The following is a 12,642-nucleotide window of genomic DNA, read 5'->3' as shown; positions in this document are numbered from 1 at the left end:
TTCCACAATCCCCCAAAATCACACTAGTCATAGAAAAACCCAACGGTGAATGATGAGTTTCTGCTTTCTTCCCTAGGCCAGCATGGGTATGCTGGTAAGCAAAAATAAATTGGGATCCGCTGTACCACTTTAAGGATTGATAATGACCGCTTTGTTGAGCTTCTTCACTACCCGCATTCACTCCAATGCCTATATCTTACTGATTTTATGCACTCTGTTTTGGGGTGGGAATACCATTGCAGGCCGTCTGGCGATTGCTCAGGTCTCACCACTGTCCGTGGTGTCTCTACGCTGGCTGATTGTGAGTGCCGTGATGTGGTTATTTTATGGCCGTCAAGTACGTCAGGAATGGCACATAATACGTCCCCATTTGTTAAAAATGGTACTGATGGCGACCTTGGGCTTCACCTGTTTTAACTCCCTGTTTTACATTGCCGCTTACCAGACCACCGCCATTAATATTGGGATCATTCAAGGCAGTGTGCCAGTATTGGTCCTGCTCGGAGCCATGTTGCTGTTTCGGGAAAAAGTCCATCTTTTGCAGGCAATTGGCATTATTCTCACCTTACTGGGAGTAACTCTAGTGGCCACCCAAGGTCACTTAACCAAACTGTTAGAGCTGTCCATTAATCCGGGGGACGGCTATATATTGATAGCCTGCCTCTGTTATGCCATTTACACTCTGGCCCTACGTAGTAAACCAAACGTCTCCGCCATGGTGTTCTTTACGGTTCTGTCCTCTATCGGTGCGATCACGGCGCTGCCCGCGCTGGTCTATGAAATAGCCACTGGAGCGGCTTACTGGCCCACTCCGAAAGGCTGGCTGATTGTGTTGTATATTTCGTTCTTTCCCTCTCTGATTTCTCAGGTATTTTTTATGCGTGGAGTGGAGTTGATCGGCCCTGCCAGAGCCGGAGTGTTTATTAATTTTGTGCCGATTTTCGCCCCTATTTTAGCGGTACTACTGCTACACGAGACATTCCATTTTTACCATGCTATCGCCTTGGCCATGGTATTGGCAGGGATCTGGCTGTCGGAAGGCAAAAAAAGAGCAGTCAAATAAACTTATCAAGACTTTAAACTTACATTGCCAGCATCACCCAGATGCCTGCCAACACAAAGCTTATCAGGGTAACTGGCACACCAATGCGGGCAAACTCGCCAAAGCTAATATGAATATCATGAGCTTTGGCTTGCTCAATCACAATAATATTGGCCACACTGCCGACGATCAGCAAGTTACCCGCCAGAGTACTGAAAATAGCCAGACTGTAAAGCAGATGATCCGGCCAATGCCCCATGGGCAATAGCAACATGACCCAGGGTACGTTACCGATGGTATTACTTCCCACTAGGGACAGGCCCGCCAGCACAGCGGTATGATCAATATTCACTGCACTGAGCAGATGCTGAAATTCGCCAGCTAGCGTCGGTGCATTGGCCAAGGCACCGGTAACGATAAACAGACAGGTAAAGAGCGCTAGTAGCTGCCAGTCCACCTGTTGCAGCAGGCGCTCGGTTCCAAGCTTTCGGTTAAGCAATAACAACGCCACAATCAGCAATGACCAGCTCCCCCTATCTTCTACGAAAATAAAAATCGCAATGAGCGCTATGGTCGCCAATACGGCTTTCAGCAACAGACGTGGCTTAAGCTGACATGGCTGAGACGATTTGTGTTCTCTTGGTGCAATCGCGTGGTTAGCATCCATGAACCTAGAACGGCCGATCACCAGATACACCACCCCCATGGCTAACAAGGCCGGTACAATACAGCGTCCTACGAAGGTCAGAAAATGCAGATCCCCCACATGGGCGATCAGCAGATTCTGCGGATTACCAATCATGGTAGCCACTGAGCCGGCATTGGCTGCACAAGCTAGAGCAATCAGATAGGGTTTGGGGTCCAGCCCTCTTTCCAGTAGGCCTCGGATCAGCACTGGCGTGGTGGCCCACACCACTACATCATTCGTCATTAAGGCGGACAACACACCAGCGATGACAATTACCACACCTAATAGATAACGGGATGATAAAGGCATATGTGTGATGCGGTCGGCCACCCAGTCAAAGAAACCACTGGCGGCGTACTGACCGGACAGCACCATCAGGGTAAGTAACACCGCTAGAGTGGAAAAGTCAATTGATTCAAGGGCCTGAGAGCCGGACAAGGCCTGTGTCACCATCAACACCACGGCGCCGATCATAGCAACCCCAGTACGGTTAATGGCAAAACCCGGCCAGCGGCCCAGGGCCATACCAAGATAAACGGCAACAAAGACAGCGATAATCAGGCCATTCATTGGCGGTTCCTTAAACAAAAAGTGTTAGTAAATTAACCTGTGGTGTATTTGCATGACAAAACGCAAGATAAAAGGAATATAAACGCCCTCATTTCTTCAACCCCTCCCTAACCCTCCCCTTAAATAAGGGGAGTGAACGGGAAATGTCTCAATAAAAGGCTCCTCCCCCACGACTCCCCCTTACTAAGGGGGAGGCTGGGAGGGGGTTATAAGGGGTCAATGCATTTGCTTTATAGTTTACGAAAACTATCTAAATGCACCACGGGGTTAGCAAATTCATAAATTCTGGGAGAGCATATCACTGATTCACTTAGCAACGTATGAGTCTCGAATAATTTCCTGAGCGCAAACATAAAGAAATGTCACCTGGCCCCGCTCAACTCATGAAGCCTTCATTAAATATTTACAAAATATTCGTGAAACATTCGTTAAATATTCGTTAAATATTCGTAAAGAGCATTCTTGTTATGATTCTTTTACAAAATTGGAGTATTTTATAGCCCTCTCCAAGAAGTAGTCCGAACATGAAGGATATTGATCAATGGCCAACCCTATCCCCTTACGAGATAGAAAACACACTCTCGAACTGGATCGTTGGCTCAAAAATCAAGCTAAAGCTGTTAAAAACCCGCTCAATATCGCTATCTCGCTTGGTAGTGTTAATGGCTTTTTCTTAATCGCTCAATGCTGGCTGTTGGCCCATGTGCTGAACGCCACCGCCATCGAACACCAACCTATTATGGCGGTTTGGCCCTATTTGGCTGGGATTGTCGGGGTATTTCTTGTTCGCGCTATTCTCAATTACGGCAACCAACGGTTCACTTTTGAAGCGGCTGCCCGACTGCGTACGGATCTAAGAGCAAAACTATTCAATCATATTCATCATTTAGGGCCAGCATGGAGCCGGGAACAACGCTCTGGTGCTCGTGCAACCGAGTTGGTGGATGGTGTCGAGGAGCTAGAAAAGTACTTCAGCCTATATTTGCCACAAAAGCAGCTGGCTATCATTATTCCTGTGGCTATTTTAGTCTTTGTCTTTCCATTTGACTGGGTATCTGGGCTTATTTTGGCCATCACCGCCCCCTTGTTACCCATCTTTATGATCATCATAGGAAGTCAGACAGAAAAGCTGAATCGTCAGCAATGGCGCAGCCTGACACGTATGGGCGCCCACTTTTTTGACATGATTGAGGGTCTGACAACGCTCAAGTTATTCAATGCAGCTCAAAAAGAAGCTCGCTTTATTGGTCAAATAGCCGAAGATTATCGTCTTCAGACCATGAAGGTGTTACGCATTGCGTTTCTTTCTTCCATGGTGTTGGAGTTCTTTGCCGCCATTAGTATTGCCATGGTCGCCGTGTATGTTGGTTTCCGGTTGATGTACGGCGATATCCATTACCTTAACGGTATTTTTGTCCTATTACTTGCGCCCGAGTTTTATCTGCCTTTACGCAGTATGGGCACTCAGTTTCATGCTCGAATGGATGCATTAGGTGCCGTTGAACCCATCATTGAGCTCCTGAATACTCAACCCCCTACTGAACATAGTGGTAATCTTGAGTTGTGCCTGAAACAGGCACCAAATATTACCCTTTCCAACCTTGTGTTTGCTTATCCAAATCGTGATCCTGTGCTTTGCGGTGTTAGCCTTAGTCTGCCAGCTGGTAGTCGTACAGCAATTATTGGTGTGAGCGGCGCGGGGAAATCCACATTAGGACAATTGTTGCTGGGCTTTTTGAATCCGACGCAAGGTGACATCATGATTGATGAAACGCCCTTAGCACACATTGCCCCAAGCAGTTGGTATCAGCATGTATCATGGCTACCACAAAATCCCACCTTATTTCATGGCACTATTGAAGAAAATATTGCCCTATCACCTCGTCTAGAAGGTCACGAGGCCGCATTACAGCAAGCGGCAGAGGATGCACACGCATTGGACTTTATTAATCGCCTTCCGCAAGGGTTTCAGACCGTCGTAGGAGACCGTGGACAAGGGTTGTCTGGAGGTGAAATTCAACGAATTGCCTTGGCTCGTGCGTTTTACAAAGATGCCCCCGTCGTACTGCTTGATGAGCCTTCAGCCAGTTTGGACCCTCATAGTGAAACCCTGATTACCGACGCCATCGCGAGGCTAGCGGTTGGCCGTACCCTACTCACCATTGCCCATCGGCTAACGACTATTGAGCAGAGTGATCAAATTGTGGTGTTGGACAGTGGAAAAATCATCGAACAAGGATCGCACGATGCATTAATGGCGTTAAATGGAGCTTACACAGAGCGCTATAACCAGTATCTCAAGGCCGGATTATGAAGCGTAAACGCAATAATAGAGAGCTCCGCTGGCTTATTAATATCAGCCGTCCCTACCTTGGTTGGATGATGGCTGGGGTTTTGCTCGCCACCACGGTAATTCTTGCCAATGTCGCCTTGCTTTCGGTATCTGGCTGGTTTATTACCGCCATGGCAATTAGTGGCTTGACAGGGGCTGCAATCAATTATTTCACTCCCGCTGCCGCCATTCGTGGCTTAGCGATTTTACGAACTGCGGGGAGATACCTTGAACGATTGATTACCCATGAAGCGACGTTTCGCTTGCTCGCAGGGTTACGCCAATGGTTTTTTGAAAAACTGGAACCTTTAGCGCCGGCACGCCTTCAGTATTATCAAGGGGGCGATTTATTAAGCCGCATACGGGCTGACATTGATAGTTTAGAAAATGCCTACTTGCGGTTATTCACTCCCTCTTTAGCGGCACTGCTTGCTAGCTTTTTAATGATCATGTTCCTTTTATTTTGGAGCCCGGCTATCGCTTTAACCAACCTTGTGGGGCTAATGATTGTTGGCGTAGTGTTGCCTTGGGCTGCCCTGCATTGGGGAGCAAACAGTGGTAAGAGAATTGTTGAAGCAAGAGCCGTATTACGACAACGCGTCAGTGAAACCGTACGAGGCTTGGCTGAAATAACCCTTTATGGCGACAGCCAACAGCGTATCGACAGTATTCAACAAGAGAACAAGGAACTAGTTGCGCCTCAAAGGCAACAAAACCGCATTAATGCCAGCAGCACCTCTTTGAATGGGCTGTTCAGTCAATTAACTTGGCTAGCGATGATCGTCATTGCTATTCCCTTGGTACAAAGTGGGCAGCTTGATGGTCCAGAACTGGTCATGCTGGCTTTTTTTGGCATGGCCAGCTTTGAAGCGGTTACGACCTTGCCTGCCGCTTTCCTTGCCTTGGGCGAAACTCGAAGTGCCGCTCGGCGCATTTTGGACCTAGTCGATGCAGAGCCTGCGGTTAGCGACCCTATTCACCCTTGCGCAGCCCCTGAACAATTTGACATACAATTTGATGCTGTCTGTTTTCGCTATCCGCAAAACACGCAACCTGCACTTCGCGAAGTCAGCTTCCGTTTAAAGCAAGGAGAAAAGCTGGCAATTCAAGGGGCAAGTGGTTCAGGTAAAACCAGCTTGACACAACTATTACTGAAATTTTGGGCAGCCGATAGCGGACAGATATCCATCGGTGCAACGAACCTAGAAGAATTAAGTGGCGACACGGTCCGCAAACTCTGCTCCGTCGTGTCTCAGCAAGTTCATTTGTTTAACACCACTCTGGCAGCAAACTTATGCCTTGCTAAACCCAATGCCACCCATGAGGAATTGGTTGAGGCTTGTCGTGCCGCAGCGATCCTTGACGATATTTTGGCTTTGCCTGATGGGTTTGATACCGAAGTAGGCGAAGCTGCCACGCGCTTATCAGGTGGACAAATCAGGCGCATCGGCATTGCTAGAGCGCTCCTTAAGGACGCTCCTATTGTCATTTTGGATGAACCCACAGAAGGTCTCGATGCCGCAACAGAACAGCAAGTAACCCAAGCGTTGGCGAGATTATTGCAGGGTCGTACAGCTATCATCATTACGCACCGTCCGCAGTTACTGACACTCGCGGATCATCGCTTGATGATGGATAACGGCCACATCGTTTTGTAATTTTAATTTTGTACATTGCGATAAGCGTGTTTAGGAAGACAAGTGACTTTTTAAACACTGAATAGAAAACTTTATGAATATAATATGAATTATAGTCATAAGGTTATAGCTATATCGTATAATAAGTCTATACAGATTAACGTTTGCTCTGGTTTCAATATGACCAATGCACCCCTTTTCACGCTGCCTCAGGACAGTTTTTTAGCTTCCAACTTCTGGAGAAAAAAATGATAGATCCATCACTCATGACTGACCTTGCAAGACTTGATTTTGCTTGGATCACGTCGATGCATATCCTTTACCCGCCGTTGACAATCGGTTTGGCCACCTTTCTATTTTTTAGCGAATGGCGATGGCTTAAAACGAACGATGACGAATGGTATCGACTCACACGTTTTTTTGAAAAACTCTTCATCATTAACTTTGGGGCAGGCGTCGCCACAGGGATTACCATGGAAATGTCTTTTGGCATTCTCTTTGCGCCCTTTTCTCAGGCGGCTGGGCCGTTTTTTGGCAATATTCTTGGTTACGAAACCATTACCGCCTTTATGTATGAGGCTGGCTTCATTGGCCTGATGATTTTTGGTTGGGGCAAAATCAGTAAGAAGATGCACCTTTTCGCGACATTTAACGTGGCGTTTTCTTCTATGCTGTCTGCCATGTGGATTTTGGTGGCCAATTCTTGGATGCAAACACCAACCGGTGTTCACTTAGAAAAAGGCTTATTTCTAGTAGATAGCTGGACACATGCCATTTTCAACCCTAATTTCTTGACTGCATTCCCTCACATGCTGATTGCCTGTTTTGAAATTGGGCTGTTCTTTGTGGCGTCTATTTCGGCTTGGATGATTTATAAAAATCGCCACGCCAAAATGTTTATGCGCACTTTGACCGCTTCCATTATGGCATTAGTGATTGTCGCGCCATTACAGGTCTACATGGGAGATACACTAGGACGAACCGTCGCTAAATATGACCCCGCAGCCTTAGCCGCAATGGAAGGACATTGGCATACTTATAATGCGGATGGCACCCCAAATACAAGCTGGAATGTCATTGCTTGGCCTAATGAAGAGAAAGGAACAAACGATTTTCAAATTGCCATTCCTCATGTTCTTAGCCTACTCGAAGACCATAAATGGGTGAGTACAGTGCCAGGCCTTGATCAATTTAAGAAAGCAGATCGCCCTCCTGTCGTAGTTCCATTTTACTCCTTCCGTATTATGGCTGCGGCTGGAGCGGCACTCATGTTAGTGGCTTTTTGGGCTCTCTACTTACGCCTTCGAGGACAATTTACTGTCGAAAAGCTACAGAGTCGCCCTTGGTTTTTACGCATTGTTATCTTAAGTTCTATTCTACCTTATCTTGCCGTTTGGACCGGATGGTGGACCCGTGAAGTTGCACGCCAACCTTGGCTTATTAATGGATTAATGCGCACTTCTGAAGGGGTAAGTCAAATGAGCATTGGCGCAGAAATCGTCTGGTTTATTGGTTTCATGCTCTTCGATATTCTTGTCTGGTTCGGGGCTTGGTACTTCTTCTCCAAAGTTATCCGTAAAGGGCCTGACATGAATGCTGAGGTTATCCATGGTATCACACCAGAACCCATGCATTTGGGTGATATGCCCCACGAAGAAGTGGCTGAAGGAAAACCTTTGTTTGAGCGTCCTACCCTCTAATAGACATAGAAGAGAATTAATATGCAACATGTTATGGACTTTACAAACGGCGACCATTGGATAACCCTTGTTTGGTGGGCTCTAATTGGTATATTTGTCGTGATTTACATTATTCTTGATGGTTCCGACTTGGGAGCTGGCATCTATTCTTTATTCCATTCGGACAGTAAAGAAAAAGGGGCCATTATGGCCTCGATGGCAGGGACTTGGGATGCCAATGAAACCTGGCTCGTTATTGTAGGGGGGGCTCTTTTTGGCACCTTCCCTATGGTTTATGGTTCGGTATTCCACTATTTAATGATTCCTTTGATGTTTGTACTCTGGGGAATCATCCTCCGAGCGGTATCTTTAGAGTTTCATCACTACTCAAAAACCAGTAGAAAGTATTGGGATTGGGGTTTTGGGATTGGCAGTCTGATGGTGGCATTTTTTGCGGGCGTTTCGTTAGGAGCATTCCTGCAAGGCTTCCCAATGACGAAGGGCGAAGTACCCACATTTGGTGGTAGCTACTTAGAGTTCTTATCCCCCTTTAGTCTTTGGACTGGGGTAACCGCGACGATTGCCGCATCACTGGCAGGCGGCGTTTACATTCGTGCTCGCTTTGAGCGAAACAGTGACACTTACCATAAGGCCCTGAAATGGACTAATTTGATGTTCTATTTAGCCTTAGTCGCCATTCTTAGCACCGTCATCTGGACATTCGTTCAGTTTCCATGGGCGAAAAGTAAATGGGCTGGACCTTACTGGTGGTTCTTTGTCCTCTCTGGTGCTGTGGTCCTTTTTGCCACTTGGTCTATGCGTCGTGCATCACATCAAAAACGAGATGTGGCAGCTATGGTTTGGCTCGCAATCATTGTCTTCATTAACTTTGCTATCATGATGATCACGATCTTCCCTTGGTTTGTACCGAATACCATAACGATTTTCGATGCGGCTAATCCATCCAACTCAACGGGTGCGTTTACCTATTCGATGCTGTTCTTTATTCCCGTTATGCTTTCGTACAATTTCTATCAAGCTTGGGTTTTCCGTGCTCGTCTTGGCAAATTGGCAGGCTATGGTGACCACGACTAATGTAACGGTAGGGAGGCTATTCTAATGGCCTCCCTAAGATCATCATCTCCTAGCATACAAGCGTTATGGCGATTACGCGCCATGGCGCTGTTCTTAATCGGACCCGCCGCAGGGATTGTTCTAGTGCAATGCATCTTCGGGCTACCCACGGTTCTATGGTGGTCCGCTGGTGGCATGAGCCTATTCATGTTCACTATTTTCTTTACCCTGTTTTTGAAAGAACGCACGCTGCTTGTCAATCAGACAAAAGCTTCCTCCCCCAATAAACAGTGACCAAAGCTAAATTGGTCACTGTTTATTGACCAAACTAGCTTTGGTCAATAATTTATGTTTTGATAGTCTATATGAAAAGCCGTTAAGACTTTGCCATGTTAGAGCTTGTCATAGGAGGAGAGTTCGATGACATCGCTAAACAGTGTTGGAACCGTCAATAATACAGCTTATGGTATGTGTACAGGTGGGGTGATCACGGGAGACATTGTCAATTCCAGTGCCCTATCAGATGCGGAGCATCAAGCGTGTTTGCAGCAAATTGAGCAGACGATTGCTGTTTTGCAGGAAACCTTTCACGCCCAAGGCGACGTGTTTCGCGGCGATGAGTTCCAAGTATTTGTCCCCAACCCAAAAGATGCCTTACGCTGTGCAGTGCTATTAAGGCTCACCCTGATGAAATCCGTTAAAGGTGCAGACGCCCGTGTCTCTGTTGGCATTGGTGGCTATAAACAGATCGAAAGCGAACTGAGAAAAACTGCCAAGGGCGAAGCCTTTCAACTGTCTGGCAGAGCGTTAAAAGACATGAAAGAAGAGCGACTCAAAATCTCTTTGCCCACAACCCATAATATTAACCCCAGCGATGAATTATTGGTACGCTACTTAGACTCTATTCTCACTGGACTGAGTGAAAAACAGGCTGAAGTCTTGTTCCCTCGCCTCCTCTACCCCGACTTAACTCAAGATGCGTTGTCAGAAAAAACAGGCATTCATCGCCGATCACTCGCATCAAGGTTGCAACGGGCGAATGCCACCTTGATACTAGACACCTTGGCGGTATTAGAAACCACGATCATATCAGTCAGAAATAAGTGACACATACTTTTTAAATTTTGCAGCTAAAACTTAAGTGAGATTGAGTGCAAACTCCAGTGGAGCGTCAATTCCCTTGTTAAGGGCTTCTGGTGAATGGCGTATAGTATAGTCAGGCGCTATTCCTACTCGAATAAAATCATTTGGTTGGCAAATGAAATCATGTTTCGCTGAAATTTGGCACCAATAATCTCCTCCTAGATCCAGATTGATTGGCAAACCCGAGCTACCAGCAGATGTTTCACCAATTATTACGCAATTATCCATTTGCTTAGCATATATAAGAAAGTCTTCTGCTGCTGAGATTGTTTCACTATCAATCAATATACAAATATTTTTAACCGATATCGGTTGATTTGGAAAAACAATCTCAGATTCCCCCTCATACCAATCTGAATTATTTGAAATATTTTGCTTAGGATCAATATTATTAAAATACGCCGTATAGAATGCATTAAATGCTAAAGCTCGCCAACGGGCACCATGTAAGTTTTTACTCGTAAGCGAGGATAAAAGCTTCATACAGAAAAGTCCATTTCCTCCACTGTTACCTCTTAAATCAATGATAAGCTTTGACGTCACAGAAAGACTTCTAAGTTTATCTGAAATATCATTAATTTCAGTTTCATTAGTAAAAGATGAAAGATGTATGTAAGCCGTATCTCTATTAAATCTATTCATTTTAGACGTAAAGGATGGAATACTACCGTTTAAAGAAAACTCATTTAAACCATATAACTCATTAAGCTTTACATCCTTACGGTTTCCATTTGGTTCAGTGATTGTAATGACTGGATTGTTGCAGTGTCTGTCACTAAAAATGAACTTAAGAGCACGTGATATCCCATGTTCTCGACGTGAATATGAAACTCTTTTCATATTTTCATCCACGACACTCAGCAAGTCTTTATTGTTTATCTTCAATACTTCTGAGCCAATCGATATTGTTCCTTTTAAACGGTCTGACACACCTAAAACAATAAATTTTGAATCATGAAACTTTACATTAATACCGTAGTTCTTTGTCTCATTTCGATTCTTTTTAAATACATCGGTATGGGCATCGTTCAAACAATGGAGTAATTCTCTAAAAATACTGTCAGTGTTGTTAGGCTTGAAGTTAGCTACAGCATCAAAAAATATTCTGTCAAATCGAGATTTATGCTCATCATTTATAAAATTACAGAAAAACCTATGAGTATTTTTCCAAAAAACCAGGATACTCTCTAAATCTTTCATAAAAACCCTTCCCCTTATCAAGACCCAGCTCTCACCCTTTAAAAGATACAAGACCTATAGTTTTTAAGCTCTATGAGCGTCAACCCTTCCATATTGTCTAATATTGCGTCAAGTTTGTTTATTAATCTAGTCATTCCACTTCATCTTTAAACTCTCTTGTATTGAAAAAACAGCGTGTTCTGATATGTTTCAACCAAATAGGTTACTTAAAAACTTATTAATCCGACACTTAGGTTGTATTCTAACTGGGCCAAGTGAAAAATAGACTCTCATCGTCACTCGTTCGCGACACGGTTGCAACGGGCGAATGCCACCTTGATACTAGACACCTTGGCGGTATTAGAAACTGGCTTATAAAGGAGATTGGGATGCTTCAGGTCGATGGTTTGTCTGTGTTGCTAATGTTGTTGCTTGGGCATGTGCTTGGCGATTTCTTTTTACAACCCGATTCTTGGGTGAAAGATAAAAACGTGCGTCAAGGCCGCTCGCGCTTTTTGTACTGTCATGCCCTTGTTCATGGGGTGATTGTGTTGCTGATCTTGGCATGCGCGACCACTACCAGCCTCTCAGCTTCACTCTTTATCGGTATCATCATTGCCCTCGCCCATGGAGTGATCGATTACGCAAAAATCAAAATAGGCCGAGGTTTTCGCTGGTTCCTGCTTGACCAGTTTCTCCATATCGTCACCCTTGTGTTCGTATGGCTCTATCTATACGCGAACGCGTTTTCGCAACTCTCCCTGCTCGCGGATAAAGTCGATTACAACCACTTTTTCCTTATCACCTTAGCTTATGTGATGATGCTCAAACCTGCCTCTATTGTGGTCGGTGAAATACTGTCTAAATGGTCGGCTGATTTAAACACCACTGGCGCCATCACCCATGACAAAAAAGCAGAATCCTTAACCAACGCAGGCCAATATTTAGGTTACATTGAGCGCGTGTTAGTCCTGACCTTTGTGTTAAACGGTCAATACACGGCGGTTGGATTTGTGCTCGCGGCTAAGTCCATTTTTCGTATGGGAGACCTACGAGAAGCCCACGATAGGAAGTTTACCGAATACGTTATGCTAGGCTCACTATTTTCCATGAGCATCGCTTTATTTACTGGCTTTGTGATAGCCAAGCTATTGCCCTGAACGGTCAAGCCCGACCATTACTCCACCCTACTCAATACTGAAAATCAATAATCCCTAGAGAAAATTTCGTAATTGAAGCCACCGCTCAAAAAAACAATGATGAAGATGAGATAAGAACAAAAAATTCATCAGGAGTTC

10 protein-coding genes are annotated in these 12,642 nt (G+C 45.3%); 8 read left to right on the top strand and 2 right to left on the bottom strand.

The window, feature by feature from the left end:
- Positions 1-142: 142 nt before the first annotated feature.
- Positions 143-1,063, top strand: coding sequence for a DMT family transporter (locus JHD45_RS12155; protein ID WP_199476786.1), 921 nt, complete (start codon positions 143-145; stop codon positions 1,061-1,063).
- A gap of 19 nt (positions 1,064-1,082) precedes the next feature.
- On the opposite strand, the gene JHD45_RS12150 is transcribed toward JHD45_RS12155, so the two are convergent.
- Positions 1,083-2,300, bottom strand: a complete 1,218-nt coding sequence (locus JHD45_RS12150) for an SLC13 family permease (protein WP_199476785.1) — start codon at positions 2,298-2,300, stop codon at positions 1,083-1,085.
- 541 nt (positions 2,301-2,841) lie between these two features.
- Here JHD45_RS12150 and cydD point away from each other — a divergent pair.
- The 6 genes from cydD (at position 2,842) to JHD45_RS12120 (ending at position 10,129) form a co-directional block, all read left to right on the top strand.
- A complete protein-coding gene (gene cydD, locus JHD45_RS12145; protein ID WP_199476784.1) occupies positions 2,842-4,614 on the top strand; it encodes a thiol reductant ABC exporter subunit CydD in 1,773 nt (590 codons plus the stop codon).
- Positions 4,611-6,290: a thiol reductant ABC exporter subunit CydC gene (gene cydC / locus JHD45_RS12140; RefSeq protein ID WP_199476783.1), complete on the top strand. Its 1,680-nt coding sequence runs from the start codon at positions 4,611-4,613 to the stop codon at positions 6,288-6,290. The genes cydD and cydC overlap by 4 nt, the downstream gene beginning before the upstream one ends.
- 227 nt (positions 6,291-6,517) lie before the next feature.
- Positions 6,518-7,969 carry a cytochrome ubiquinol oxidase subunit I gene (locus JHD45_RS12135; RefSeq protein ID WP_199476782.1) on the top strand — a complete coding sequence of 484 codons (1,452 nt, stop codon included), beginning with the start codon at positions 6,518-6,520 and terminating at the stop codon, positions 7,967-7,969.
- Positions 7,970-7,990: 21 nt separating this feature from the next.
- Positions 7,991-9,043, top strand: a complete 1,053-nt coding sequence (gene cydB, locus JHD45_RS12130; protein ID WP_199476781.1) for a cytochrome d ubiquinol oxidase subunit II — start codon at positions 7,991-7,993, stop codon at positions 9,041-9,043.
- Positions 9,044-9,067: 24 nt separating this feature from the next.
- Entirely contained in the window at positions 9,068-9,316 is a 249-nt protein-coding gene (locus JHD45_RS12125; RefSeq protein ID WP_199476780.1) for a hypothetical protein, read from the top strand.
- A gap of 126 nt (positions 9,317-9,442) precedes the next feature.
- Complete coding sequence (locus tag JHD45_RS12120; RefSeq protein WP_199476779.1) at positions 9,443-10,129, top strand: hypothetical protein; 687 nt, start codon at positions 9,443-9,445, stop codon at positions 10,127-10,129.
- A gap of 30 nt (positions 10,130-10,159) precedes the next feature.
- Here the strand turns inward: JHD45_RS12120 and JHD45_RS12115 are convergent, their stop codons facing one another.
- Positions 10,160-11,365 (bottom strand): S41 family peptidase, encoded by a 1,206-nt coding sequence (locus JHD45_RS12115; RefSeq protein WP_199476778.1) that lies wholly within the window; start codon positions 11,363-11,365, stop codon positions 10,160-10,162.
- A gap of 368 nt (positions 11,366-11,733) precedes the next feature.
- On the opposite strand from JHD45_RS12115, the gene JHD45_RS12110 reads away from it, so the two are divergent.
- Positions 11,734-12,504, top strand: a complete 771-nt coding sequence (locus tag JHD45_RS12110; RefSeq protein ID WP_199476777.1) for a DUF3307 domain-containing protein — start codon at positions 11,734-11,736, stop codon at positions 12,502-12,504.
- The last annotated feature ends 138 nt before the right edge of the window (positions 12,505-12,642 follow it).

The sequence above is a fragment of the Marinomonas spartinae genome, assembly GCF_016461715.1.
Taxonomy (GTDB): domain Bacteria; phylum Pseudomonadota; class Gammaproteobacteria; order Pseudomonadales; family Marinomonadaceae; genus Marinomonas; species Marinomonas spartinae_A.
This window is presented reverse-complemented; position numbering and strand designations above follow the sequence as displayed.